The sequence below is a fragment of the Trinickia sp. genome (assembly GCF_057351765.1).
On sequence record NZ_JBMRBK010000047.1, the window covers coordinates 60,219 to 86,267 of the forward strand.

The following is a 26,049-nucleotide window of genomic DNA, read 5'->3' on the forward strand; positions in this document are numbered from 1 at the left end:
ACACATGGCAAACAACCCTTCTGCCGATGTCGTCGTAGTCGGCTCCGGTGTGGCAGGCAGTCTCGTTGCGCATCAGCTCGCGTTGGCGGGCGCGTCGGTCATTCTCCTCGAAGCGGGGCCGCGCCTCGCTCGCTGGCAGATCGTCGAGAACTTCCGCAACTCGCCTGCCAAGGCGGACTTCGCGACCCCCTACCCGTCGATGCCCTATGCACCGCATCCCGAGTATTCGCCGCCGAACAACTATTTGATTCAGAAGGGAGAGTATCCGTACGAATCGCAATACCTGCGGCTCGTCGGGGGCACGACCTGGCACTGGGCCGCCGCTGCGTGGCGTCTGTTGCCCTCCGATTTCAAGTTGAAGACGCTGTTCGGCGTCGGCCGCGACTGGCCGTTTCCGTACGAAACGCTGGAGCCTTGGTACTACGCGGCTGAGCTCGAGCTCGGTGTGTCCGGCCCCGAGCCGTCGGTCGATCTCGGGTCGCCGCGCTCCAAGCCTTATCCGATGCCGGCCCTGCCGCTCTCGTTCATGGATGCGCGGTTTGCGGAAGTGCTCAACGCCAACGCCTTCAAGGTGGTGTCCGAACCGGTCGCGCGCAATAGCCAGCCCTACGACGCGCGTCCCACCTGTTGCGGCAACAACAACTGCATGCCGATCTGCCCCATCGCGGCGATGTACAACGGCATCGTGCATGCCGAGAAAGCCGAGCGCGCGGGCGCTCAGCTCGTGCCGCAGGCGGTGGTCTATCGGGTAGAAGCCGACGACAAGGGGCTCATCTCCGCCGTGCATTACAAGGACCCTTCGGGCGGGACGACGCGCGTGACGGGCAAGTTCTTCGTTCTTGCGGCGAACGGTATCGAGACACCGAAGCTGATGCTGATGTCGACGAGCGACAAGTTTCCGCACGGCGTCGGCAACCGCTCCGATCAGGTCGGCCGCAATTTGATGGATCACCCGGGCACCGGTGTGAGCTTCCTCGCGAACGAGGCGTTGTGGCCCGGGCGCGGGCCGATGGAAATGACATCGGTCGTCAACTTCAGGGATGGCGCTTTCCGCTCGGAGTACGCCGCCAAGAAGCTGCACCTGTCGAACGGCGTGCCGACGATGGCGGTGACGGCCGCATTGTTGCAGGCGGGGCTGACCGGCGCCGAACTCGACCGGCAGATCCGCGATCGCGCATCGCGCACGCTCACCATCAACAGCTTCCACGAAATCCTGCCCGAACCGGGCAATCGGATCGTGCCGTCGGCCGACCGTAAGGATGCGCTCGGCATTCCGCAGCCGGAGATTTACTACGCCATCGGCGAGTACGTGAAGAAAAGCGCGGCGCACACGCACGAGGTGTATGCGCAGATCGCGGCGCTGTTCGGCGGCACGGAAGTTACGTTCGACGATCGCTTCGCGCCCAACAACCACATCATGGGGACGACGATCATGGGCGCCGATCCGGCGGACTCGGTCGTCGACGCCGATTGCCGCACGCACGATCACCAGAACCTTTTCCTTGCGACGAGCGGCGTGATGCCGAGCGCCGCATCGGTCAACTGCACGCTGACGATTGCTGCGTTGGCGCTACGCCTTGCGGACAAGCTCAAGCATGAACTCTAGTGCGGACACAGCACTTGGCACGCCGACCCGATGGGACTCCCGATGACGAACCCGCGACCTCGCTCCGATCCAGCCGGTATGGGCCACGAAGCGGCAAGGCGTGCGCGGAGGCGGTTGCGGCGCGTTGCCACGGTCGCCACCGCGTTTTGCGGATTTGCGTTGTATCTCGCCTGGCATGCGTCGGTCGATGCCGATCTGTCGCCGGCCGATGAGTTGCCGCTTTCGGTCGCGCGGGCGCAAGGACCCGATGCGGCGCTTGCCGCCTCGTCACGCTCGGGCACGGTAGCGGCGCCGGTGCATGCGGCGTCGCCGTCTTCCGGCGCGATCGAAAGCTCCGGTGTATCCAACGCATCTGCCGCATCTGCCGCATCGACGAGCGAACCGCCGACAGCGAGCATGCCCGCGGCGGCGGTGCCGGTGTCGAACGTGGCGGGCTCGGCGTCATCGTCGGCTTCGGTGGCGACGTCGGCTTCGACTGCAGTGGCGAGCGCACCGACGCCGACCGAATCGCCCTCCGGCGCGGCGGGTCCCGAGGGTGCATCGGCCGATGCCGCAACGATCGCCCCCACCTTTACGCAAGCCGACGCGGAAAGTGCCGACCTGGTGAAGCGCGGCGCCTATCTGGCCCGCGCGGGCGACTGCATTGCATGCCATACGGCCGACAAGAGCCGGCCTTACGCGGGCGGATTGCCGATCGGCACGCCGTTCGGGACGATCTATACGCCCAACATCACGCCCGATCCCGATACGGGCATCGGCCGGTGGACCGACGCCGACTTCGTGCGGGCCATGCACGAAGGGGTCGGCAAGGGTGGAGAGCATCTCTATCCCGCCTTCCCCTACACGGAGTACACGCGTATTGCCGAACGCGACGTATTGGCGATTCGCGCCTATCTGAACACACTGACGCCCGTTCATTACACGCCGCCGCGCAACGACCTCAAGTTCCCGTTCAATCAGCGGTGGTTGCTGTTCTTCTGGAAGCTCTTCAATTTCCATGAGGGGCGCTTCGTCCCCGATCCGAAGCAAAGTCCGCAATGGAACCGCGGCGCCTATCTGGTCGAAGGGCTCGCGCATTGCGAGGAGTGCCACACGCCCCGCAATTTCATGCAAGGGCTGAAGACGAGCGATCGGCTTTCGGGAGAAGTGCAGGCAGGTTGGCACGCATTCAACATCACACCCGACAAGACGTCCGGCATTGGCAACTGGGGCGACGACGACCTCGTGCACTATCTGTCCGTCGGCGTTGCGCCGGGCCGCGCCAATGCGGCAGGGCCGATGGCGGAGGTGGTCGCCGACAGCACCCAGTTTCTGACCAACGAGGACTTGCGCTCGATCGGCGTGTATTTGCGTTCGGTGCCACCTGTCGCTGGCGGCGACGCCCGCCCGCGCGATCAGTGGGGCAAACCTGCCGACGATGTAACGCAATTACGCGGTACGTCGCCTGTCGGCGTGAACGGCGCCCAGCTTTTCGTCGGCAACTGTGCGAGTTGTCACGACTGGACCGGCCGCGGCATCGGTGGTGACGCTGCGTTGGCTTACCCGTCGCTGATTCATAACTCCGTAGTGGGCGCAAATAATGCTTCCAACCTCGCGTTGGTGGTGCTGCATGGTGTGGTGCGCAAGACGAAGCACGCAAACGTGTTGATGCCCGGCTTTGGCGATCAACTGAACGACGAGCAGATCGCGGCGATCGTGAACTACGTCACGCAGCACTTCGGCGATCCGCGCGCCACGTTGACGGCCGGCGACGTGGCGCAATTGCGCGCGCAGCAGCAATAGGAAATTGCATTGCGGGGCGCGGCAACGCGCACGAGCATAAGATGCGGTATGGAAACTGAAAACATTCCCCTCGTTTGCCGGCATGAATCGAATACGGCGGGCCGCGATTTCGTGGTCGGCGATCTGCATGGCTGCGTGGACGCGCTGCGCTATCTACTGCGCGAAATCGAGTTCGACGGCACACGGGACCGGCTCTTTTCGGTCGGCGATCTCGTCGATCGAGGCAGCCAGTCGGAGGCAGCGCTCGCGCTGCTCGACAAGCCGTGGTTCTATCCCGTGCTCGGCAACCACGAGGAGGCTTTGTGTCTCGTAGCGGAAGGCGGCATGCGCCGCAGCTGGTGGCATGGCATCGGCGGCGACTGGGCCGACGATTTGTCGGATGAAACGCTCCAGGAGTATGCGCGGCGTTTGCGCACGCTGCCGCTCGCGCGGGTCGTCGGTGCGGGGATGCGGCGTTTCAATATCGTGCATGCGGAATTCTTCGGCTCCGACCTCGACCTCGATTCGGGCGCCTTCACCGAGCGCGTCAGACAGCAAATGCTGTGGGGCCGTGAACTTGCGCTCGGCAACGGCGATCCGGCGCGACAGGCGGGTTTATCGCTGACTTATTGCGGCCACACGCCGATGCGCGAAATGGGGCGCATCGGCTCTCAGGTCTTCATCGATACCGGCGCATTCGCCGTGACGGGCAAGCTGACCATCACCGAGGCGCTGACGCCACGCGCATGGTCCGTATCGGTCGAAACCGCCCTGGCGGAGGGCGCGTCTCATATGGCGTTGCCCTGAATCGCCCAGGATTCGCGTCTGAAGACGCAAGGGCACCCTCGGTTTCGATATTGACGTCCTCGCTGCGCGGTGCCCATCGCTGCGGTAGATTGTGGTGTCGCAGTCCGCGGCTGAGCCGCGAGCCACCATCGAAACAATGGAGCCAACCGGATGACCGTCACGATACGGAAAGCGCAGGCGCGTGACGCCTCGCGCTGGCGCGAGCTGTGGGACGGCTACACGCGCTTTTACGAACGCACCCCGTCGGACGAAGTGACGCACCATGCCTGGGCGCGCATTCTGGATCCGAGCTCGCCGGTCCAAGCGATCGTTGCCGAGCGCGACGACGGCTTCGTCATCGGCATCGCCAACTACCTCGTGCATGAGAGCACCTCGCAGCTGAGGCCGATTTGCTATCTGCAGGATTTATTCGTCGATCCGGCGATTCGTGGCGAAGGCATCGGCGGGCAGTTGATCGACTGGCTCGTCGACGAGGCGAAGCGCAAGGGTTGGTCGCGACTCTATTGGAATACGAAGGAGAACAACTACCGCGCTCGCGCGCTGTATGACCGCTATACGCCGCATAGCGGTTTCGTGCGCTACGTGATCGACTTCCCGGCGAACTGAACCCGAACCGAGCCGCCGGCTTGATGCGTCCGGCGGCCCGTGGGGTACGCGCCTCAACTTCGCGCCAGTCCCGCCGCGAGAATGCGCAGTGCCGAATGAGCGCGCGGCTCGCGCACGCGCGAATGGAGGACGATGTGTGACCGCGGCAACGGCGGCAGTCCCGCGGCGCTGCCGATATCCACGAGGCCGACGGGCGCCACGCGCCGCGCGAGCGCCGATACCGCAAGGCCGGCGGCTACCGCGGCGCCGACGGCCGCGACCCCACCGCCGACGAACGTTTCCTGCCAGGCGATGTGCGCTCGATCCAGCGTTTGCAATGCCACCGAGCGCACGCCGCAAGGACCGGCCAGCGTGGCGATCGGCAACGGGACCCCGGCAGTACGCTTCCAGCCCGGTGCGGCGACCCATACGAGCGGTTCGACGAAAAGTGCCTCGGCATCGCTGCGCGCACGCCATGCCGGCGTTTCGTTGGCCTCGTAGCGCACGATGCAGGCGTCGAGTTGCCGCTCGTCGTATTGCGCGAGGAGTGCCGCCGACAGTCCGAGATGCATTTCCACGACGAGTTGCGGATCGTGCCGGTGCAGGCCGGCAACGAGTTGCGGCAGTTGCGGCCCCGAGGCGTGTTCGCTGAGACCGATTCGTAGCCGGGCGCGTTCGGTCCCAAGCGATGTCAGCGCCTGCTCATGTGCATCGAGCAGGCGGCGCGCCGATTCCAGGAACGCATCGCCGGCAGCCGAGAGCCGCACCGAGCGCGGCGTACGCTCGAACAGCGCCTTGCCGAGCTGGGCTTCGAGGCGCTTGATCTTGAGGCTGACCGCTGACTGCGTCGTCTCGAGCATCTCGCCCGCCCGTGTGAAACTGCGCAGGTCCGCGACGTGGACGAACGCCCGAACCGCATCGAGGTCCAATACTTTCATTTTGAAATGAAATGAATGAAATATAGATACATGACTGTTCATTATGATAGAGCGGACTTATTCTGCCTACTCCATCGTTCATTGCGGAGACGGTCATGCCACTCACTCGTATTTCGCTCGGCGCCGGTAAGTCCGACGCCTATCGCGCGGCCCTGGTCGACGGCGTACAACGTGCGCTCGTCGAAACGTTCAACGTTCCGGAGGACGATCAATTCGTCCTCATCAACGAGCACGCCCCCGGGTCCCGGGTCTATAACCGGCACTACCTCGGAATCGAGCGCAGCGACGACTTCGTCGTCATTCAGTTGACCGTCAGCAATACGCGCGGTCTCGAGCAAAAGGAGGCGCTCTACCGGCGCATCGTCGATCTACTGGCCGAACGGCCGGGCTTGCGGCCGGAGGACGTCTTCATCAATCTCGTGGAGGTGCTGCCGGAAAACTGGTCGTTCGGTCATGGCGTGGCGCAGTACGTCAAGCGTTGAGCCGGTAGGGCAGTGCCGGTGCCTATAATGGGCGGCGCCGATTCACGTTCTTCCGCCAACTTGTTCCTGTTCCCGTCGAGCCCATGAGCGAAGTGCCACCGTCCCGTGCAGCATCCGATTCCGGCCCGCAGGCGGACGCCCGTGCCGGGGCGTTCGGGCTCGGTGGCTCGCTTTGGCTCAGCGCGGGCGGCGAAACGCTGGCCGGGGCGGCACGCATCGCGTTGCTCGCGGCGATCCGCGAAACGGGCTCCATCACCGGCGCGGCCAAAGCCGTCGGCATCAGCTACAAAGCGGCCTGGGATGCAATCGATGCGATGAACAACCTCGCAGGGGTTGCGCTCGTCGTGCGCGCGACGGGAGGCAAGGGCGGCGGCGGCACGACACTGACCCCGCGCGGCGAACGTCTTATCGAAACGTTCCGCGTCATCGAGCGTGAGCACCGCAAGTTCATCGAGCACGTGAGCGCGGGAATCGAAGACTTCGCCCGCGATTGGGCGTTGATAGGAAGAATCGGTATGAAAACGAGCGCGCGCAATCAGCTTTTCGGAACGATCGTGTCGATCGCACACGGGGCCGTCAACGATGAAGTGACGATGAAGTTGCCGGGCGGACAGCAGATCGTGGCGGTGATCACATGCGAGAGTACCGAAACGCTCGGCTTGAGCGCGGGCGCAACGGCTTATGCGCTCGTCAAGGCGTCGTGGGTCATGCTTGCCGTCGGCAACCCGGACACCCCGGCGAGCGTCGCGCCCTTGCGTCTTTCGGCGCGCAACCAACTGCACGGCCGCATCAGCCAGATCGTTCCCGGCGCCGTGAACGCTGAAGTATCGCTCGTGCTCGATGCCGGCGCTGCCACGGACGATGCGGGAGCAGCACCGGCTCCCACGGTCGTGACGGCCGTTGTCACGAACGAGAGCGTCCGCGAACTGGGGCTCGCCGTTGGGATGCCCGCTATCGCGGCATTCAAGGCGTCGAGCGTGATTCTCGGAACGGACGGCTGATTTGCAGCGGGTCGCTCAGTGCGCCGCGAGCGCGTGGAGCGGCGGATTGTCTTCCACCTTGCCTTCCTGCAGCCGAATGACCTGATCCCCGAACGCTGCGACATCGGCCGCATCGTGTGTAATCAAAACCATCGGAATGTCGAGGCGCGCCTGCAGCTCCGCCAGTTCGCGCCGCGTCCGCTCGCGCATGCCGGCGTCGAGCGCGGCGAACGGTTCGTCGAGCAGCAGCATGTTCGGTTGCGAAACGAGCGCGCGGGCGAGCGCAACGCGTTGTTTCTGGCCGCCCGACAACTGCGCGGGATAATTGCCGGCTACGCTTTCGAGCGCGAAGGCATCGATCCAGTAATCGACGGACTCGTGCGCTTGCCGCGCGCCCGGGTTGAGCCATCCCCGACGCAATGAAAAACCGATGTTCTGCCGGACGTTCAGATGCGGGAAGAGCGCATAGTCCTGGAAGAGATAGGCCGCGCCGCGTTCGCGCGCAGGCAGATCGATGCCCCGGGCCGAGTCGAAGAGGGTCTTGCCCGCGAGCGAGATGACGCCGTCGTCGGGCCGCAGCAGACCCGCGATCGCCTGCAACGTCAGCGTCTTGCCGGCGCCCGACGGGCCGAACAGCACGATACGGCGGCAATGGGCCTCGAACGAGACGTCGAGCGTGAAGCGCCGCTCGCGCGTGACCAGCGTTTTCCGGATGGCGAGGGAAAGGATCATCCGCGGTGCGTCGGTGGCGCGTGCAGCGAGCGTGGAACCGTTCGAGCCTGTCATCTCAGCGCGAAGTCAAAAGCGAATGTTGCGGAACGAGCCGTCCGGCAATGAGCAGCACCGCGACGCAGACGACAGACGTCACGAGCACGAGCGTGTTGGCGGTTGCATCGTCGCCCGCTTGAACGGCGGAGTAGACCGCGACCGATAGCGTCTGCGTGCGTCCGGGCAGGTTGCCCGCGATCATGAGTGTGGCGCCGAACTCGCCCAGCGCGCGTGCAAAAGCGAGCAGTGCGCCGGCGAGAATACCGCGCGCGGCAAGCGGCAGCGTGACGCGGAAAAAGAGCGCCGTTTCCCCGAGCCCCAGCGTGCGGCCAGCCTGTTCGAACTGAGGCTCCACGGCCTCGAACGCGGCCCGCGCCGACTTCAATACCAGCGGAAACGCTGCCACCATCGCCGCGACGACGGCACCTTGCCAACTGAAAACGAGGTGAATGCCCAACGACTCGAGCTGTCCACCCAGCACGCCCCGCCGGCCGAGCAACACCAGGAGGTAATACCCCAGCACCGTGGGCGGCATGACGAGCGGCAACGTCAGCAGCGAATCGACGACATCGCGCGCGCCGGATCGCCAACGCGCGAGCGCCAGTCCCACTGCAACGCCAAGCACGAGATCGAGCGCGGTGGCCCATCCGGCTACTTTCAACGAGAGGAGTAGAGGCGTCCAGGCGGGTTCCATCATCGGTCGGCCCGTGTGCAGGCATCAATGTCGATCATTGCGCGGCCGGCTTGAAGCCGTATTTGACGAGCGTGGTTTGCCCCGCCGAAGAGCGGACGTAATCTACGAATGCCTTCGCCTCGCCGGCGTGCTGGCTCGTTTTGACGATGGCGATGGGGTAGGCGATCGGTTGCGGCGTCGGCAACGTTGCCGCGACTTTCACGCGCCGCCCGGCAATGGCGGCATCCGTACCGAAGACGAATCCGGCCTCGACTTCTCCGCGCGCGACGTAATCGAGGCACTGCCGAACGTTGGTCGCCAGTACCGCCTTCGCCTTGATCGCTTCCCAGAGTTGCTTGCTGTCTGCTTCGAGCGCCTTTTGCGTGTAGCGGCCCGCAGGCACCGACGCCGGATCCGCGAGGGCGACGCGTGCGACGTCCGAACGCGTGGCGAGCTCGTGTGGCGTCTTGAGCGCCAACTTGCCGTCGGCCGGCACGATCATCACCAGCGAATTTGCGGCGAAGTCGACGCGCGACGCCGTATCGATCACCCCCGCGCCTACGGCCTTGTCCATCGCAGTCTGGTCTGCGGACGCGAAGACGTCGGCCGGCGCGCCGTTCGCAATTTGCCGCATGAGAATGTCCGAAGCGCCGAAGTTGAGTATCACTTTCGTCCCGGGATGCTGTTGCTCGAACGCTGCGGCGATGTTCTTGAAGGCGTCCGTCAGGCTGGTGGCGGCGGATACCACGAGTTCATCGGCGTGAGCCGCTTGATGGAAAACGCAGCCGAGTACCGCGACGGCCGCTGCGGCGAGCCGGGCACCGGTGCGCCGCCCGGTAGACGAAAAGAAGGTCATGACGCTCAGGGTCGGAGTGAAAACGCTATCGTAATATAACCGAGGTTATAACGGTTCAGCCGCGCGTGGTAGTGCGAGTACATTCCTCGTGCAAAGGAAGGGGCAAAGGGCCGATGACGCCCGAAGCGAACCGGCTTTCAGGCCACGCCGGGCCCGAGCGCGGCGTCGCGCGGCAAGACGGCTGCGGGCGCTCGACGCGGCGCCTCGATGCGGGCTTTCCAGCGTGCGCGAATGAACGGCCGTTCGCGGCCCGATAGATGAAGGGCGACGTGGGTAATCCAGCGCTGCGTCGGAACGCGCACGTCATGCAGGGCCACGGCCAGCATCAACAGACTGACCGCGACGGGAACGACCGAAAGTTTGCCCGGCCGCGCATTCCACGCGTACTTGACGAACAGCACGGCGACGAGGGCCCCTACGCCGCAGCCCGCCACGGCCTCGGACGGCGAGTGCGCGTCCAATACCACGCGTGACAGGCCGACCGCGACCCCGGCGGCGAGCCCGATCGCGATACCGGCTATACGCACCCGCGCGCGCGCCGGCAACAGGATGAGAAAGATGCCGACGGGATAGACCGCGGTCGAGAGCATGGCATGCCCGCTCACGCCGGTGAAGTCCCAGGCTCGGACGCCGACACCCCAACCGAGAAAGGCGATTTTCGTGAGCGCGACGATACCGACAGCGCCCGCGAGCAACCCGAGCCATGCAAGCGCCAGCCGCCATGTATAGCCGAGCGCGAGCCACAACGCGATGGTCAACGCGAGCGGCAACGTGAGACCCGCGCCGCCGAGGCGCGTGATCGAATACCAGAGGTGAAGCGGCAGGTCGTACATAACGGGGAATGCCGTTCGCGTGCTGCGTCCGGCTTGATCATACGTTCACAACGCGCGAGCCGGCCGCAAGGACGACAAAAACCGTGCGCGAACGAACAGAGTATAGCGGCAGCGTCGGCGGACGAGCGCGGCGCATCGACAGGGGGTAGTATTGTGCGTTGCGTCATGAAAGATGGCTGCCAGCACGGTCGTACCATTGGGAGATCCCGTAGATGACGAAAGGGCTTAGTAAAATCTGGCTTCGCAGCATTAAACGGCTCGTATCCGCGCAGGCCCAATATTTGCGCGCCGCAACAAAAAAGCAGCGTCGCTCGCGCACGGGCAGCGCCGCCAAGGCCGCAACTCCAACCAAGGCGGTTGCCGCGAAGCGGCGCGAAGCGCCCGAATCGCGTGTGCGACCGCGTGCCGCGGCATGGGCCAAAGGAAGCTGGACCCGCTCTTTTCATTCGGCGCCCCCGTTGCCCGGCCAGCTGGTCAATCATTTGTCGTACGGTCTGTACCGGCCGCCAGGCAAATCCACGCTGAATATGCCGCTGGTCGTCATGCTTCACGGCTGCCAACAGACCATCGACGAATTCGCGGCCGGCACGCGCATGAATTTGCTCGCGGATGCGCAGGGCTTTGCCGTCGTTTACCCCGAGCAGTCTTCTCACGCGCACGCGCATCGATGTTGGCATTGGTACGACGATCGCGATACGGCAGGCCGGGGCGAAGCGCGTGCGGTCGTTTCGCTGGTCGACGCGCTGATCGATCGGTACGGCTTCGACGCCGAGCGGATCTACGCGGTCGGTCTTTCGGCTGGGGGCGGACTGGCCTCCTTACTGGCACTGCACTGGCCGGATCGCTTTGCCGCTGTCGCCTTGCATTCGGCCCCGGCCTTGGGGGAGGCCCATTCCGGCATGACGGCAATGGACGTCATGCGTCGGGGCGCGCGGCACGATCCGCTGGCGCTCGCGGCGGCCGCTATCGATCCGGCCACTTATCCGGGCATGCCGGCCATCATCGTTCAAGGCGAAGGGGACGCGGTGGTGGCGCCTCGAAATGCCGAGCAGTTGACGGCGCAGTTTCTGTATCTGAACGGCCTTGTCGACGCGCAGGGCGCACCAAAGGTCGGGACTTCGCGCGAAACATCGAGCGCGGACGCCCTCATCCGCGATTTCACCGCGCGTGGGCGACGCGTCGTTCGCTCATGTCTTATTCCCGGTCTGGGGCACGCCTGGGCCGGTGGAGATGAGGCAATTCCTTTCCACTCGCGCAAGGGGCCCAATGCGAGCGCGCTGATCTGGGAATTCCTTCGATACCAGCAGCGCCAGCGCGACCGCACGCCGGTTCGCCGCCGCGAGGCTGCGGCCGGTCGCTGAGCCCCACGGGCGCGCGTTGCCTGCTATCCGCACGATCTGTGCATCTTCACGAGTTGATGCGTAAACACCACACCGCGATGCCTGGGCCGAAAAAAGTCCTGGCGCTCGGATAGGGGTTTTCCCTATAATACGGGTAAATACCTAGGTGTCAGCACCTAACTCAGTGAGGTCCACCATGTTTCTGCTCAGCCGCTTGTTCCTTTTCCTGACGAAGACCGCCGACGAGCGTAAGCACGCCCGCGACGATGCCTATCTCTCGGAAGCCACGGATCTGTACGATCTGGAATACCGCATGCGCAAGCTCGATCGCGAAGCCGCGATTCCTACCACTGCATGGTTGAGCCATCGTTGAGCTAGGGCGTCGGCTCTCCGGGGTTCGTCTCCGGGTTCGGGACGAAACACCCCCTATAGGTTGCATAAAACGAGCAGTAAAGCATCGTTGTCAGCGTGATCGTGGCGGGAAAGAGCGCGACGATCACGAATGCGCCCGCGCCCAGCGCATCCATCAATAGCGAGACTGCGATCGACGTCAACGTCATCGTGGCGAACCAAAGCGCCGCGTAGACGATGAATGCGCCGCGATTGCGCCAGCAACTGACGACGCTGAAGAACATCGCCTTGACGGGCGGCACGTCGTGCCAGGCGGCCAATACCGGCGCGAACCAGAACAACATGGCCACCGGCACATAGCAGGCCAGCGCCACGAGCCCCCCGAGCGGCATGTCGGCGGTTGGAGCCGGCGGCGTTTTGTCGGCGGTGCCCAACATCAAGGTAAAGAGCGTCCCGCCATCCACGAGCGACGATGCCGCGAAAACGAGCACGATCGCCACGACGTATAGCGCGCCGAGCTTCAACAGCCGTTTTGCAGCCACCCCTCCGTATGAACGGAAGCCATCGATCAGAACGATCGGCAACACCGCTTTGCCCTCGACCGTATCGCGGCAGGCGGCCATGAAACCCACTGCGACGCCGGGAATGAAGGCGAGCGGCAGGACGCCGCCGACGAGCGGGACCTTCGAGACCAGCCACATGGCCAACAGATAGGTCGCGAAAATCGTCAGGAAAGCCAGCGGGTTTCTGCGAAAGAGCCAGATGCCTTGGCGATACCAAGCGTAGCCGCTCTTCGCGGGAACTTCGATCAATTGCATAGGGAAGAAGCGTGGGGGGTGGACGCGGCCGTCAGGCGCGCGAGCAGGACGCGCTCGAAATGGGCCGGGTCATGGGGCTGCAACATCGCCGCCGCCCGCGGCAAGTAGAAGTCGTAAAGGCGAGACACCCAGAAGCGATAGGCACCAGCGCGCAGCATGTCGTTCCAATGGAGGCATTCCTCGCGTGTGAACGGACGCACCGTCTGGTACGCGCGCAGCATTGCCTCCAGTCGCGCCGGGTCCAGTTCTCCGGTCGCCAACTCGATGCACCAGTCGTTGACCGTTACGGCGACATCGAAAAGCCACTTGTCGCAACCCGCGAAATAGAAGTCGAAAAATCCGCCCAGACGGACGCGGTGGCCGGTGCCGGGCTGCGCCGGAGCGAACAGTGCGTTGTCGCGAAACAGGTCGCAATGGCACGGTCCGCCCGGCAGCGCGGCATAGTCGTTCGACCCGAAAAACCGCGTTTGATGGGCGAGCTCGCTCACGAGCAGATCGCGCTGCGCTCCGGAGATAAAAGGCAAGATGGCGGGAACCGTTTCGGTCCACCACCCCAGGCTGCGCAGATTGGGTTGATGCGGGGCGAAATCGCGGCCGGCCAGGTGCATGCGCGCCAGCATCCGGCCGACCTCCTCGCAGTGCTCGACGCCCGGGCTGAGTTCGGCCGCGCCTTCCAGCTTGGTGACGATCGCGGCCGGTTTGCCGTGGAGCATGCCGAAAAGCATGCCGTCATCGCGCGGGAGGGGATCCGGCACCGGCACGCTGTGGGACGCGAGATGGCGCATCAGATCCAGATAGAACGGCAACTGTTCGGCGGTGAGCTTTTCGAAGACAGTCAGCACGTAATCGCCGCGTGTCGTCGTCAGAAAAAAGTTGCTGTTTTCGATACCCGAACTGATGCCGCGGAAATCGACGACATCGCCCAGATCGTAGTGCCGCATCCATGCGGACAGGTCGGCTTCGGTGACGACGGTAAAGACAGCCATGCGGAGAGAGACTTCGGATTGGGTGTGAAGGAGCGGCCCGGGAAAGCGCGGGGTGGGGCGGCGGCGGTACGCCTCGGAGCGGTTGCGACCGACGCCGCGTCGCGGGCCGTTTCAGCCCGCGGCGAGCGTCACGGCTCGCCGGCGCGGCGGGCGCGATCAGTAGCGCAGGTTGATCGACGGCAAACGGGTACTGGGTTGGCCATTGTCGCGCACCTTGGGCGACGTGTCGGGCGGTGCGCTCATCTGATAGTGCGTGCCCAAATTCGAGCGGACGTCGATTTCGACCGGTTTGCCCTTGTCGCGATATTCGGTGATGACGGTGCCGCTCGGACTCTTTTCGTAATAGCTCGGGGTGCGCGGTACGTTGACATCCACTTTCGACGAGACTTGCGCTGCCGGACGATTGATGGCTTCCAGATCGGGCAAGCCCGCGGCCTCATTGGCGGCATGACGCTGCGCGCGCGTCTGGGCATCGTTGGCGGGTTGCGCCGCCGCGGCCGGATTCGCCGCGGCAAACCACGCGGCGATCGCTACGGCGACGGGAAGATACGGCTTCATGATTTTTCTCCGAGGGAATCCCCCAATTCTAGCAAATGCGCCCTCCTTTCCGGGCGCTTGGCGCGTATGTTTTTGCGCACGCCCAGGCACGGGCGGCTCACCGCCGGGGCCGCGGAGACGGTGCGGTTCGTGGTAATGTCGTCGCATCGAGCGAGGCAAACGAAAATGAAAAACGACATGAACGTGAAACCGCATGCCGGGCCGTTGCGTCCGAGCGATTTTCCGACACAGTCTTTCACCGATGCGGCCGACGCCGTCACGCGGCTTTCCGCCGTGTACGAAGCGAACACCGCGTTTTTGCGCGACGCGTTCGCACGCTACCGGCGCAACGAGCCGTTCGCGGAGCGCGTGCGCGCTTGCTATCCCTTCGTGCGGTTGCAGACCGAGGTCAACACGCGCGTGGATTCGCGCCGCTCGTATGGGTTCGTCGCAGGCCCCGGCGTCTACGAGACCACCGTCACGCGGCCCGACCTCTTTGGCAACTACTATCGCGAGCAGCTGCGGCTGCTTGCCCGAAATCACAATGTGACGATCGAGGTGGGCGTTTCGCAGCAGCCCATTCCGATTCACTTCGCCTTTGCCGAAGGCATTCATCTCGAAGGCGACCTCGGGCGGGACCGGCTCATGGCGATGCGCGACGTGTTCGATACGCCCGATCTCGCGCAGCTCGATGACCGCATCGTCAACGGTACCTACGAGCCGGCTCCCGGCGAACCGTACCCGCTTGCGCTTTTCACCGCGCCGCGAGTCGATTTCTCGCTGCATCGGCTCAGGCACTACACGGCGACTTCACCCACGCATTTTCAGAACTACGTCCTCTATACGAACTATCAGTTCTATATCGACGAGTTCACGAAGCTCGGCCGTTCGTTGATGGCGCGCACCGACGATGAGGAGCTGCGAGCCTATCGCAGCGAGTACACGTCGTTCGTCGAGCCCGGCGATGTCGTGACCTACAACGCCAACCTCGGCGAGCAGCCCGATGAGGGCACCCTGCCGGTCCGGTTGCCGCAGATGCCGGCCTATCACCTCAAGCGCGCCGACGGCAGCGGCATCACGATGATCAACATCGGGGTGGGGCCGTCGAATGCGAAGACGATCACCGATCACATCGCGGTTTTGCGGCCGCACGCCTGGATCATGCTGGGCCACTGCGCGGGGCTGCGCAACACGCAGCGCCTTGGCGACTACGTGCTCGCCCACGGGTACGTGCGCGAGGATCACGTGCTCGATGCCGACTTGCCGCTATGGGTGCCGATTCCCGCACTGGCCGAAGTGCAGGTCGCGCTCGAGCGCGCGGTCGCGCACGTGACGCGGCTCGAGGGCGCGGAACTGAAGCGCGTGATGCGCACGGGTACCGTCGCAAGTGTCGACAATCGCAACTGGGAGCTGCGCGATCATCGCGAGCCGGTGCAGCGGCTATCGCAAAGCCGGGCTGTCGCGCTCGATATGGAGAGCGCGACGATCGCCGCCAACGGTTTTCGTTTCCGCGTTCCCTACGGGACTTTGCTGTGCGTATCGGATAAACCGTTGCATGGCGAACTCAAGCTTCCCGGCATGGCCGATCAGTTCTATCGTGCCCAGGTGGATCAGCACCTGCAGATCGGCGTCAAGGCGATGGAGCTGTTGCGGATGAACGGGCTCGACCGGCTGCATAGTCGCAAGCTGCGCAGCTTTGCCGAGGTGGCATTCCAATAGCGCTACCAGAGCTGGAACTGGAGCCGGAGCCGGAGCGCCCGAGCGGTACCTCCCGCGTCAGAAATAAAACATCCGGTCCTCGTCGGCCTTGGCGGGCGCCTGGCGTTCCGCCTCTTCGCGATCCTCGTAGAACGCGAGCACGGCCTCGAGCACCTGGTCGGGTTCGTCGATGACCTGCATCAGATTCATGTCCTCGGGGTTGATGAGGCCCATCGGCACGAGGGCGCTCTCGAACCAGCCGAGCAAGCCTTTCCAGAAGTCGCCACCCACCAAAATGATCGGAACGTGGCGCGACTTCTTGGTCTGGATCAGCGTGAGCACTTCGGCGAGTTCGTCGAGCGTGCCGAAGCCGCCGGGCATGACGATCACGGCATCCGAGTTCTTGACGAACGTGACTTTACGCGTAAAGAAGTGGCGAAAGCGCAGCGAAATATCCTGCCACTGATTGCCGGATTGCTCGTGCGGCAACTCGATATTGAGGCCGACCGATGGCGCCTTGCCGGCATGCGCGCCCTTGTTCGCGGCGGCCATGATGCCCGGCCCGCCGCCCGAAATGACGGCGAAGCCCGCGTCCGAGAGCTTGCGCGCGATTTGCGTGGCGAGCTTGTAGTAGGGCGAGTTCGGCTTGAGCCGCGCCGAACCATAGATGCTCACGGCCGGGCGGATCTCCGAGAGGTACTCGGTGGCCTCGATGAACTCTGCCATAATCGTGAACATCTGCCACGATGCGCGGGCCTTTTTGGCTGTCGCGCGCTCTTGGTCTGCGAGCGATCGCAGACTCGGAATCACTTTTCTTCTCTTGTTCATAATGCCTGTAGAACGGAACCTGGAAGGTAAGACTCTGGTATTGGTCGATGGATCGAGCTATCTCTACCGGGCTTACCATGCAATGCCTGACTTGCGGGGTCCTGACGGCGAACCGACCGGCGCGCTCTATGGAATAGTCAACATGTTGCGGCGCATGCGCAAGGACGTCACGGCAGAGTATAGCGCGTGCGTGTTCGACGCCAAGGGCAAGACGTTCCGCGACGATTGGTATCCGCAGTACAAGGCTCATCGTCCGCCCATGCCCGACGATCTCGCGAAACAGATCGAGCCGATTCACTTCGCCGTACGCGCGCTGGGCTGGCCGCTTCTGATGGTGGACGGCGTCGAGGCCGACGACGTCATCGGGACGCTGGCGGCCGAGGCCGAACGGCGCGGCATGAACGTGCTGATTTCCACCGGCGACAAGGATCTGGCGCAACTCGTGGGCGAGCGGGTGACGCTCGTCAATACGATGACGAACGAAACGCTCGATCGCGGCGGCGTCATTGCCAAGTTTGGTGTCCCGCCCGAGCGGATCGTCGATTACCTCGCGCTGATCGGCGATACCGTGGATAACGTTCCCGGCGTCGAGAAATGCGGACCGAAGACGGCCGTCAAGTGGCTGACGCAGTACGAAACGCTCGATGGCGTCGTCGCTCACGCCGGCGAAATCAAGGGCGCGGTGGGCGATAACCTCCGGCGCGCGCTCGATTTCCTGCCGCTCGGCAAGAAGCTCGTGACGGTCGAGCGGGCGTGCGATCTGAAAAATCATGTCGAGTCGATCGAAACATCGCTCGTAGCGCGCCCGGAGTCGCCGCTCGAATTGCGCGAGCTGTTCATGCGGCACGGCTTGAAGACATGGCTGCGCGAAGTCGAGGCTTTGATCGAGCGGGCCGAGGAGGTGCAAAGCATAGAGCCCGGCGCGGCGGATGTGCTGTTGACCGAAGCGGCGCCGACCATCGATGCGCCGCGGTGCTACGAGACCGTTCAGACGTGGGAGCACTTCGAAGCGTGGCTCGACAAGATCGAGACGGCGCCGCTCACCTCGTTCGACACGGAGACGACGTCGCTCGATCCGATGGTGGCGCAGATCGTGGGGATCTCACTGTCGGTCGGCGCCGGCTGCGCCGCTTATATACCGTTGGCGCATCGCGGTCCGGACGCGCCCGAGCAACTGCCGCGCGACGAGGTACTCGCGAGGCTCAAGCCCTGGCTCGAGAATCCGGAACGGAAAAAACTCGGGCAGCACCTGAAGTACGACGAGCAAGTGCTCGCCAATTACGGCATCGCATTGGATGGCGTCGAGCACGACACGCTGCTTCAATCGTATGTGCTCGAATCGCATCGAACCCACGATATGGACAGTCTTGCGATGCGCCACCTCGGCGTGAAAACGATCAAGTACGAGGACGTGGCGGGCAAAGGCGCGCAGCAAATCGGCTTCGATGAAGTGCCGCTCGGCGCCGCGGCCGAATATGCCGCGGAAGACGCGGATATCACGTACCAGCTGCATACGGCGCTCTATCCGCAAGTCGAAGTGGAGCCGGGGCTGCTGCACATCTATCGCAACATCGAAATTCCCACTTCGCGCGTGCTGCGCAAGATCGAGCGCAATGGTGTGCTGATCGACAGCGAGCGACTGCGGCGACAGAGCAGCGAGATCGCAGGGCGGCTCATCGAGCTCGAAGGCGAAGCCTATGCGCTTGCTGGCGGCGAATTCAATCTCGGCTCGCCCAAGCAGATCGGCCAGATTTTTTTCGAACGCTTGCAATTGCCGGTGATCAAGAAGACGCCCAGCGGGGCGCCGTCGACGGACGAAGAGGTGTTGCAAAAGCTCGCTGAAGACTATCCGTTGCCGAAGCTGCTGCTCGAACACCGCGCATTATCGAAGCTGAAGTCCACTTACACCGACAAACTGCCGCGCATGGTCAACGCCAAGACGGGCCGCGTTCATACGAATTACGCGCAGGCCGTGGCGGTCACCGGACGTCTCGCCTCGAACGAGCCGAATCTCCAGAACATCCCCGTGCGCACCGGCGAGGGGCGCCGCATTCGCGAGGCGTTCGTCGCGCCGCCGGGCAGCAAGCTCGTATCGGCCGACTACTCGCAGATCGAATTGCGAATCATGGCGCATATCTCGGGCGACGAATCGCTGCTGCGCGCGTTCGCCGAAGGCGAAGACATCCATCGCGCAACGGCCGCGGAGGTTTTCGGCGTCACGCCGCTCGAGGTGACGAACGACCAGCGCCGCATCGCGAAAGTCATCAACTTCGGGCTGATCTACGGGATGAGCTCATTCGGCCTCGCTTCGAATCTCGGCATTACGCGCGATGCGGCGAAGCTCTACATCGACCGCTACTTCGCCCGTTACCCAGGCGTTGCGCGCTATATGGACGACACGCGGGCGAGCGCCAAGCAAAAAGGCTATGTCGAAACGGTGTTCGGCCGGCGTCTGTGGCTGCCCGAAATCAACGGCGGTAACGGACCGCGCAGGCAGGCGGCCGAGCGTGCGGCGATCAACGCTCCGATGCAGGGCACCGCCGCCGATCTGATCAAGATGTCGATGATCGCGGTTCAGGCATGGCTCGAACGCGAACGGGCCGCGAGCCGCATGATCATGCAAGTGCACGACGAACTCGTGCTCGAAGTCCCCGACGATGAATTGCCGACCGTGCGAGAAAAACTGCCGCAATTGATGTGCGGCGTGGCGGAACTCAAGGTGCCGCTCGTGGCGGAAGTTGGCGCGGGCGCGAATTGGGAGGAAGCGCATTGATGCGCTGAGCGGCCTCTCCGCGGGCGCGCCGCCCGCCAATCCCTTTTCGACGCGTGGCCCCGCTCGCATACGGGCGCCGGCAAGCAGAATCAGCAACGGCAAATACGGAGAATCAGCATGCATCGTTTCGTTGTCGTGGGAGGAGGTGCGGGCGGGCTCGAGCTGGCAACGCGGCTTGGCGACCGCTATGTCCGCCGAAAGGGCAGTGGCGCCGCCCGCGCGCAGGTGACGCTCGTCGATCGGAATCCGACCCATATCTGGAAGCCGCTGCTTCACGAAGTGGCCGCGGGCAGCATGGATCCGTTCACGCAAGAGCTCGAGTACGCGGCGCAGGCGCGCTGGCATGGCTTCGAGTTTCAGCAAGGCGAACTCATCGGGCTCGATCGCGCGGCCAAACGCATCGTCCTCGGGCCGCTTCGCGACGACGACGGCGAGGAGCTGTTGCCGCAACGCGAACTCGAATACGACACGCTCGTCATTGCCATCGGCAGTACCACGCATTTTTTCGGCGTCAAGGGCGCCGAAGAGCACTCCATCGCGCTCGATACCGTCGGCCAGGCCGAGCGCTTTCGCAAGCGGCTCATCGCGGCGTGCATGCGGGCCGAGCATCGCGCGCACGAAACGGTCGAATGCGGTCCGGGCACGTCTGCCACGACGGAGCCGCGCATCCAGGTGGCGATCGTGGGCGGCGGCGCGACCGGCGTCGAGTTATCGGCGGAATTGCGCAACACGGCGCAAGTATTGTCGGCCTACGGTCTGCACAAGCTCGATCCGCGGCACGACATCGGCATCGTGCTGATCGAGGCGGGGCCGCGCATTCTCCCCGCGCTGCAAGAGCGCGTCTCGAGCGCGACGGCGCAGTTGTTGACTCAGCTCGGTGTGAAACTGATGATCGGCGAGACCGTGGCCGAAGTGGCGCCGGGCCTCGTGCGTACGGCGAGCGGCAACACCGTGCGCGCCGATCTGACAGTCTGGGCCGCCGGGATCAAGGCGCCCGCTGTGCTCTCGAACCTGGAGGGGCTACCCGTCACGCGGCTCGGTCAACTCTCGGTGCGGCGCACGCTCCAAACGGAAGTCGACGACAACATCTTCGCGATGGGCGATTGTGCCGCGTGCCCATGGCCCGGTAACGAGCGCAACGTACCCCCACGGGCGCAGGCCGCGCATCAGCAGGCGAGTTTTCTGTTGCGAGCGCTGCGCTGCCGGCTCGAGGGCCGGCCGTTGCCGGAATTCACCTACCGCGATTTCGGTTCGCTCGTCTCGCTCGGCCATTTCAGTGCGGTCGGCAATCTGATGGGCGGACTGATCGGCGGCAGCATGCTGGTCGAGGGGCTCTTCGCGCGCTTCATGTATATGTCGCTTTACCGGCTTCATATCGCGGCGCTGCACGGCTATCCGCGCATGATGCTCGATACGTTCGCGCATTGGCTGCGGCGCACGACGCTGCCGCGTGTGAAGCTGCATTGATGCGGGCGATCGGCTGCGCGCAGCTTGCGATTGCGGTGCAGCCGATTTACGAAGCGGGCGAGGTCGTGGCGACCCTGGATCAAGGATTTGGCCCGGTCGCAATCGGGCGCGACGGGTCGGCACACCACTCGCTCCACGAGCCTGGATAGAGCGCGGCGCCATGCAGGCCCGCTATCTCCATCGCAAGCGCGTTATGACACGCCGTGGCCCCCGAGCCGCATTGCAGTACGACATGCTCGGGCTGCGTCGAGCCGACGACCGCCTTGAATTCGTCGCGCAGCGTATGAGCGGGTTTGAAACGGCCATCGGAGCCCAGGTTGTCCTTGAAGAAGCGATTGACCGCGCCTGGGATGTGTCCCGCGACGGGATCGATCGTCTCGTTTTCACCGCGATAACGGTCGGGCGATCGTGCGTCGACGACGAGTCGCTCATGTGTCGTGAGGTTTTGCTCGAGCGCGTGGGCATCGACGGTGACGGCGAGCGGCGCGCCCGCCTTGAAGTTGCCTTGCTTGCGCCCGGCCGGCTCTGTCTCGAGGGCGTAGCCGGCGCCCTGCCATGCCTGCAGGCCGCCGTCGAGGAGGGCCACCGAGTCGTGACCGAGCCAGCGCAACAACCACCACAGGCGGGCAGCGAACATTCCGCCTTGCGCATCGTAGGCGACGACTTGCTGACCCTGCATGAGCCCGTGCGAAGCCAGCGTGTCGACCAGTGCCGCGCGATCAGGCAGTGGATGTCTGCCGTTCTTGCCCGTCTTCGCCCCGGACAGGTCGCGCTCCAGATGCAGATAGTGCGCGCCGGGGATGTGGCCGCCCGCATAGGCCTTTTGGCCGGCGTCGGGGTTTGCCAGATCGAAGCTGCAGTCAAAAACGAGCACGCTTTCGGGGGCGCTTGCCAGCCGTTCGGCAAGGTTGACGGCCAGAATCAGCGTCGTGTAATGGGTGTGCGGCATGATGATCCTCGTTGGACGACGAACTTCGTTGAGACACCGGTTGTTTTGCTTTCAGTCTAGACAAAAAGGCGGGCAAGGAGGGAAAGCCTCCTTGCCCGCCTTTCTTGCCGCGCTGCAGCGTGTCAGATGTCGCCGAGCTCGCGCCGCAGGAACTCGTGGAAGTGCTGCATGCCGTCCTCCATCGGACTTTGGTATGGTCCGACCTGAGATTCGCCTCGCCGCATGAGCGCGAGGCGTCCGGCATCCATGCGCTCGGCGATTTCATCGTCCTCGCGCGCCGTTTCCATATAGGCGGCGCGCTCGGCTTCGACGAATTCGCGTTCGAAGAGTGCGAACTCCTCGGGATAGTAGAACTCGACGATGTTCGTGGTCTTGCGCGGGCCGTGCGGAATCAGCCACGAGACGACGAGCACGTGCGGGTACCACTCGATCATGAGGCCCGGGTAGTAGACCATCCAGATCGCGCCGTACTCGGGCGCCCGCCCGTCCCGCACGCGCAGCACCTGGTCATGCCACTTCCGATAGACGGGGCTGCCCGCTTTCGCGAGCCCGGCATTGACGCCGACCGTCTGCACGCTGTACCAGTTGCCGAATTCCCAGGTCAGGTCGTCGCAGTTGACGAAGCTGCCGAGCCCGGGATGGAACGGCGCGACATGGTAGTCCTCGAGGTACACCTCGATGAACGTCTTCCAGTTGTAGTTGCACTCGTGCACTTCGACGTGATCGAACATATAGTTCGAAAAGTCGAAGTGACGGCGCGCGCCGAGATTCGCCAGATCTTTGGCGACATCGCGGCCCTCGGCCTCGAAGAGGAGCCCATGCCAGTTGCGGAGCGGGGTCGCACCGAGGTTCAGGCAGGGGTTGTCCGCAAAATGCGGAGCACCGAGCAGCTCGCCGTCGAGGTTGTACGTCCAGCGGTGCAGCGGGCAGACGATGTTTTCGGTCTGACCGCGGCCGTTGAGCATGATGGCCTGGCGGTGCCGGCATACGTTGGACAGCAGCTCGATCTCCGAGCGCTGGTTGCGTACGAGCACGCGGCCTTCGCTCTCGCTCGGCAGCGCAAAATAATTCCCTGCTTCGGGCACCATCAACTCGTGCCCGACGTAGCGGGGACCCTTGCGGAAGAGTACTTCCAATTCGCGCGCAAAAAGCGCTTCGTCAAAGTAAGCCGTGACCGGCAGCTGGCACGAAATGGCCTTGAGCTGCAAAGCATTGCTCAGATTGGACATTCCCACTCCCAATGAAGACGTGAAAGTAGTGAACAACCCAACCATCGAAGATTCGATTTGGGGAGCCGGCGATTATACCCGTTCCCCTTCCCAAGGGGCAGATAAGTCCATGATTTACGTAAAAAACAGCGTCGATTGCCGCCAAAAGGGCGCGCGTCACGCCAAATATGCCGCGATCGGGTCGGTCCGGCAACCGCCCGTGCGGCATTCGCCGAGGGTGCGGATTGGCCGTGGCCGATGGGTGTCCGCGTGGTAAAAAAGAGGACGGCGATCGTGCTACGGCTGGCGATGGGTCGGACTTGGCGCTTTTGCCGTAGAATGTCCGACTTGTTTTTAAATTCACCCTCTTTCGATGGCGAAACCCGCACCCCAGGACCCCGCCGCGCCCGTCGGCGGCCACGATGGCGACGCCCCGCTGCCCGGGAACTACGAAGCAGCGGTCGCGGAATTGGAGCAACTGGTGGCGCGCATGGAGGGTGGCACGTTGAGCCTCGAGGAATCGCTTGCCGCCTATCGGCGCGGCGCGGCGCTCGTGGCGTACTGTCAGCAACAACTGGAGAAGGTGGAGCAGCAGGTGCGCGTACTCGACGGCGAGACGCTCAAGCCGCTGCCAGCCGGCAACCCTGCCGCCGAGGGCGGAGACGATCTATGACTTTTGACGAATGGATGCGCGCGGTCCTGGCGCGCGTCGAGGCCGCACTCGAACGTTATCTGCCGGGCCCCGACGTGGCGCCGGCGCGGCTGCATGAGGCGATGCGCTATGCGGCGCTCGGCGGCGGCAAGCGCGTGCGTCCGCTTCTGGCCCATGCGGCGGGGGAGTTGACGCTCGCGCGGCCCGCGGCTCTCGAGGCGGCCTCGGCGGCCCTCGAGATGATCCACGTCTATTCGCTCGTCCATGACGACATGCCTTGCATGGACGACGATGCGCTGCGCCGCGGCAAACCGACCGTGCACGTCCAGTACGACGAGGCCACCGCGCTGCTCGTGGGCGATGCGCTGCAGTCCCAGGCGTTCGTCGCATTGACCGACGCCTCGGCGCTCGACGCGCCGACGCAGGCCGCGCTCGTGCGCGAACTCGCGCTCGCCAGCGGCTCGGTGGGCATGGCGGGTGGCCAGGCCATCGATCTCGACAGCGTCGGTGTGACGCTGTCGCGGCCGCAGCTCGAAACGATGCATCGGATGAAAACGGGCGCGTTGCTGCGTGCGTCGGTGCGCATGGGCGCGCTCGCCGGCACGGCGCCCGATGCGGACGCGATGCGCGCGCTCGATGCCTACGCGGCTGCCGTGGGTCTGGCGTTTCAGGTCGTGGACGATATTCTGGACGTGACGACGGATTCGGCGACCCTGGGCAAGACTGCCGGCAAGGACGCCAAGGACGGCAAGCCGACCTACGTATCGATTATCGGGCTCGACGCTTCGCGCGCGCTCGCGGCGCAGTTGCGTCGCGATGCGCACGAAGCGCTTGCGCATTTCAGCGGGCGCGCCGTGCGCCTCGCCGAACTTGCCGACCTGGTGGTAAACCGGGTGAGTTGAACGCGAAGCCCGCTGCCGCGCGCGAATGCTACGGGGTGCGCAAGAGAAAAATGCGGGCGCGTAAGTTTTCCTACAATGGAACGACGATGTACGACTTGCTGAAAACCATCGACGACCCGGCGGACTTGCGCCGCCTGGACCGTCGTCAACTGAAACCGCTCGCCGACGAGTTGCGCGCGTTCGTGCTCGACAGCGTGTCGCAGACGGGCGGGCACTTGTCGTCGAACCTGGGCACGGTGGAGCTGACGATCGCGCTCCACTACGTCTTCGACACGCCGCACGACCGCATCGTGTGGGACGTCGGCCATCAGACTTATCCGCACAAAATCCTGACCGGCCGCCGCGACCGCATGCATACGCTGCGCCAGCGCGGCGGCATCTCCGGCTTTCCGCGCCGTGTGGAGTCCGAGTACGACACGTTCGGTACGGCTCATTCGAGCACGTCCATTTCGGCCGCGCTCGGCATGGCGATCGGAAGCAAGCTGGAGGGCGAGGATCGCTTTTCGATCGCCGTGATCGGCGATGGAGCGATGACGGCCGGCATGGCGTTCGAAGCCATGAACAACGCGGGCGTGTGCGACGATCTCCCGTTCCTCGTCATCCTCAACGACAACGACATGTCGATCTCGCCGCCCGTTGGCGCGTTGAACCGGCATCTCGCGAGGCTGATGTCCGGGCGCTTTTATGCGGCCGCGCGCGCCGGGGTCGAGCGCGTGCTGCGCGTGGCGCCGCCGATGCTCGAGCTCGCACGCAAGCTCGAGGAGCATGCGAAGGGCATGGTCGTGCCGGCCACGCTTTTCGAGGAGTTCGGCTTCAATTACATCGGGCCGATCGACGGTCACGACCTCGATTCGCTGATCCCGACGCTGCAAAACATCCGCGAGTTGCGCGGACCGCAGTTTCTGCACGTGGTCACGAAAAAAGGGCAGGGCTACAAGCTCGCGGAAGCCGATCCGGTGCTCTACCACGGTCCGGGCAAGTTCAATCCGGCCGAGGGCATCAAGCCGTCCACCGCGCCGAGCAAGAAGACCTATACGCAAGTTTTCGGGGAGTGGCTGTGCGACGCGGCGGAACTCGATTCGCGCGTGGTCGGCATTACGCCCGCGATGCGCGAGGGCTCCGGTCTCGTCGAGTTCGAAAAGCGCTTTCCGGACCGCTATTTCGATGTCGGCATTGCCGAGCAGCATGCAGTGACGTTTGCAGGGGGGATGGCTGTCGAGGGTATGAAGCCCGTGGTCGCCATTTATTCGA

25 protein-coding genes are annotated in these 26,049 nt (G+C 64.3%); 14 read left to right on the plus strand and 11 right to left on the minus strand.

Annotated features, from left to right (window positions below):
• Positions 1-4: 4 nt before the first annotated feature.
• From ACO1XS_RS13265 to ACO1XS_RS13280, 4 genes are all read left to right on the plus strand, one after another.
• On the plus strand, positions 5-1,606 hold the full coding sequence (locus ACO1XS_RS13265; protein ID WP_486390862.1) for a GMC family oxidoreductase: 1,602 nt from the start codon (positions 5-7) through the stop codon (positions 1,604-1,606).
• A gap of 42 nt (positions 1,607-1,648) precedes the next feature.
• Entirely contained in the window at positions 1,649-3,388 is a 1,740-nt protein-coding gene (locus ACO1XS_RS13270) for a c-type cytochrome (RefSeq protein ID WP_486390863.1), read from the plus strand.
• A gap of 48 nt (positions 3,389-3,436) precedes the next feature.
• Positions 3,437-4,174 (plus strand): metallophosphoesterase, encoded by a 738-nt coding sequence (locus ACO1XS_RS13275; RefSeq protein WP_331568522.1) that lies wholly within the window; start codon positions 3,437-3,439, stop codon positions 4,172-4,174.
• Positions 4,175-4,324: 150 nt separating this feature from the next.
• Positions 4,325-4,780, plus strand: a complete 456-nt coding sequence (locus tag ACO1XS_RS13280) for a GNAT family N-acetyltransferase (protein ID WP_331568520.1) — start codon at positions 4,325-4,327, stop codon at positions 4,778-4,780.
• Positions 4,781-4,833: 53 nt separating this feature from the next.
• On the opposite strand, the gene ACO1XS_RS13285 is transcribed toward ACO1XS_RS13280, so the two are convergent.
• A complete protein-coding gene (locus ACO1XS_RS13285; RefSeq protein WP_331568518.1) occupies positions 4,834-5,697 on the minus strand; it encodes a LysR family transcriptional regulator in 864 nt (287 codons plus the stop codon).
• Between the two features lie 95 nt (positions 5,698-5,792).
• On the opposite strand from ACO1XS_RS13285, the gene ACO1XS_RS13290 reads away from it, so the two are divergent.
• Together ACO1XS_RS13290 and ACO1XS_RS13295 are read left to right on the plus strand one after the other, a co-directional pair.
• Complete coding sequence (locus tag ACO1XS_RS13290) at positions 5,793-6,179, plus strand: tautomerase family protein (protein WP_331568517.1); 387 nt, start codon at positions 5,793-5,795, stop codon at positions 6,177-6,179.
• 83 nt (positions 6,180-6,262) lie between these two features.
• Positions 6,263-7,180 (plus strand): TOBE domain-containing protein, encoded by a 918-nt coding sequence (locus ACO1XS_RS13295; RefSeq protein WP_486390864.1) that lies wholly within the window; start codon positions 6,263-6,265, stop codon positions 7,178-7,180.
• Between the two features lie 15 nt (positions 7,181-7,195).
• On the opposite strand, the gene ACO1XS_RS13300 is transcribed toward ACO1XS_RS13295, so the two are convergent.
• The 4 genes from ACO1XS_RS13300 to ACO1XS_RS13315 all read right to left on the minus strand — a co-directional run bounded on the left by ACO1XS_RS13300 (position 7,196) and on the right by ACO1XS_RS13315 (position 10,289).
• Positions 7,196-7,891, minus strand: a complete 696-nt coding sequence (locus ACO1XS_RS13300; protein WP_486390872.1) for an ATP-binding cassette domain-containing protein — start codon at positions 7,889-7,891, stop codon at positions 7,196-7,198.
• A 55-nt stretch (positions 7,892-7,946) separates the two neighbouring features.
• The gene (modB, locus tag ACO1XS_RS13305; RefSeq protein WP_486390873.1) at positions 7,947-8,621 is read right to left on the minus strand and encodes a molybdate ABC transporter permease subunit; all 675 of its coding nucleotides are present in this window, start codon (positions 8,619-8,621) and stop codon (positions 7,947-7,949) included.
• Positions 8,622-8,655: 34 nt separating this feature from the next.
• Positions 8,656-9,456 carry a molybdate ABC transporter substrate-binding protein gene (modA, locus tag ACO1XS_RS13310; RefSeq protein WP_486390865.1) on the minus strand — a complete coding sequence of 267 codons (801 nt, stop codon included), beginning with the start codon at positions 9,454-9,456 and terminating at the stop codon, positions 8,656-8,658.
• A gap of 137 nt (positions 9,457-9,593) precedes the next feature.
• Positions 9,594-10,289 carry a phosphatase PAP2 family protein gene (locus ACO1XS_RS13315; RefSeq protein ID WP_486390866.1) on the minus strand — a complete coding sequence of 232 codons (696 nt, stop codon included), beginning with the start codon at positions 10,287-10,289 and terminating at the stop codon, positions 9,594-9,596.
• 212 nt (positions 10,290-10,501) lie between these two features.
• On the opposite strand from ACO1XS_RS13315, the gene ACO1XS_RS13320 reads away from it, so the two are divergent.
• Together ACO1XS_RS13320 and ACO1XS_RS13325 are read left to right on the plus strand one after the other, a co-directional pair.
• Entirely contained in the window at positions 10,502-11,650 is a 1,149-nt protein-coding gene (locus ACO1XS_RS13320; RefSeq protein ID WP_486390867.1) for an extracellular catalytic domain type 1 short-chain-length polyhydroxyalkanoate depolymerase, read from the plus strand.
• A 175-nt stretch (positions 11,651-11,825) separates the two neighbouring features.
• Positions 11,826-12,002 carry a DUF3563 family protein gene (locus ACO1XS_RS13325; protein ID WP_440560492.1) on the plus strand — a complete coding sequence of 59 codons (177 nt, stop codon included), beginning with the start codon at positions 11,826-11,828 and terminating at the stop codon, positions 12,000-12,002.
• A gap of 1 nt (position 12,003) precedes the next feature.
• Here the strand turns inward: ACO1XS_RS13325 and ACO1XS_RS13330 are convergent, their stop codons facing one another.
• The 3 genes from ACO1XS_RS13330 to ACO1XS_RS13340 form a co-directional block, all read right to left on the minus strand.
• Positions 12,004-12,798 carry a BPSS1780 family membrane protein gene (locus ACO1XS_RS13330; RefSeq protein WP_486390868.1) on the minus strand — a complete coding sequence of 265 codons (795 nt, stop codon included), beginning with the start codon at positions 12,796-12,798 and terminating at the stop codon, positions 12,004-12,006.
• Positions 12,789-13,784 (minus strand): homoserine kinase, encoded by a 996-nt coding sequence (locus tag ACO1XS_RS13335; RefSeq protein ID WP_486390869.1) that lies wholly within the window; start codon positions 13,782-13,784, stop codon positions 12,789-12,791. Before ACO1XS_RS13335 ends, ACO1XS_RS13330 begins: the two co-directional genes overlap by 10 nt.
• Positions 13,785-13,940: 156 nt before the next feature.
• Positions 13,941-14,342, minus strand: coding sequence for a hypothetical protein (locus ACO1XS_RS13340; protein WP_486390870.1), 402 nt, complete (start codon positions 14,340-14,342; stop codon positions 13,941-13,943).
• Positions 14,343-14,507: 165 nt separating this feature from the next.
• Here ACO1XS_RS13340 and ACO1XS_RS13345 point away from each other — a divergent pair, with 165 nt between their 5' ends.
• The gene (locus ACO1XS_RS13345; RefSeq protein ID WP_414720352.1) at positions 14,508-16,040 is read left to right on the plus strand and encodes an AMP nucleosidase; all 1,533 of its coding nucleotides are present in this window, start codon (positions 14,508-14,510) and stop codon (positions 16,038-16,040) included.
• A gap of 57 nt (positions 16,041-16,097) precedes the next feature.
• Here the strand turns inward: ACO1XS_RS13345 and ACO1XS_RS13350 are convergent, their stop codons facing one another.
• Positions 16,098-16,847: an LOG family protein gene (locus ACO1XS_RS13350; RefSeq protein WP_331574257.1), complete on the minus strand. Its 750-nt coding sequence runs from the start codon at positions 16,845-16,847 to the stop codon at positions 16,098-16,100.
• A gap of 1 nt (position 16,848) precedes the next feature.
• On the opposite strand from ACO1XS_RS13350, the gene polA reads away from it, so the two are divergent.
• Both polA and ACO1XS_RS13360 read left to right on the plus strand, forming a co-directional pair.
• Positions 16,849-19,620, plus strand: a complete 2,772-nt coding sequence (gene polA, locus ACO1XS_RS13355) for a DNA polymerase I (protein ID WP_331574255.1) — start codon at positions 16,849-16,851, stop codon at positions 19,618-19,620.
• Positions 19,621-19,737: 117 nt separating this feature from the next.
• Positions 19,738-21,087, plus strand: a complete 1,350-nt coding sequence (locus tag ACO1XS_RS13360; protein ID WP_331574253.1) for an NAD(P)/FAD-dependent oxidoreductase — start codon at positions 19,738-19,740, stop codon at positions 21,085-21,087.
• 79 nt (positions 21,088-21,166) lie between these two features.
• On the opposite strand, the gene ACO1XS_RS13365 is transcribed toward ACO1XS_RS13360, so the two are convergent.
• Both ACO1XS_RS13365 and ACO1XS_RS13370 read right to left on the minus strand, forming a co-directional pair.
• Entirely contained in the window at positions 21,167-22,036 is an 870-nt protein-coding gene (locus ACO1XS_RS13365) for a sulfurtransferase (protein WP_331574251.1), read from the minus strand.
• A gap of 122 nt (positions 22,037-22,158) precedes the next feature.
• The gene (locus ACO1XS_RS13370) at positions 22,159-23,265 is read right to left on the minus strand and encodes an aromatic ring-hydroxylating oxygenase subunit alpha (protein WP_481578759.1); all 1,107 of its coding nucleotides are present in this window, start codon (positions 23,263-23,265) and stop codon (positions 22,159-22,161) included.
• A gap of 352 nt (positions 23,266-23,617) precedes the next feature.
• On the opposite strand from ACO1XS_RS13370, the gene ACO1XS_RS13375 reads away from it, so the two are divergent.
• The 3 genes from ACO1XS_RS13375 to dxs form a co-directional block, all read left to right on the plus strand.
• Positions 23,618-23,917 (plus strand): exodeoxyribonuclease VII small subunit, encoded by a 300-nt coding sequence (locus ACO1XS_RS13375; protein WP_173256686.1) that lies wholly within the window; start codon positions 23,618-23,620, stop codon positions 23,915-23,917.
• Entirely contained in the window at positions 23,914-24,798 is an 885-nt protein-coding gene (locus ACO1XS_RS13380) for a polyprenyl synthetase family protein (protein ID WP_331566555.1), read from the plus strand. Before ACO1XS_RS13375 ends, ACO1XS_RS13380 begins: the two co-directional genes overlap by 4 nt.
• An 86-nt stretch (positions 24,799-24,884) precedes the next feature.
• Positions 24,885-26,049: 1-deoxy-D-xylulose-5-phosphate synthase (dxs, locus tag ACO1XS_RS13385; protein ID WP_486390871.1), on the plus strand; the 1,165-nt coding region annotated here is incomplete at its 3' end.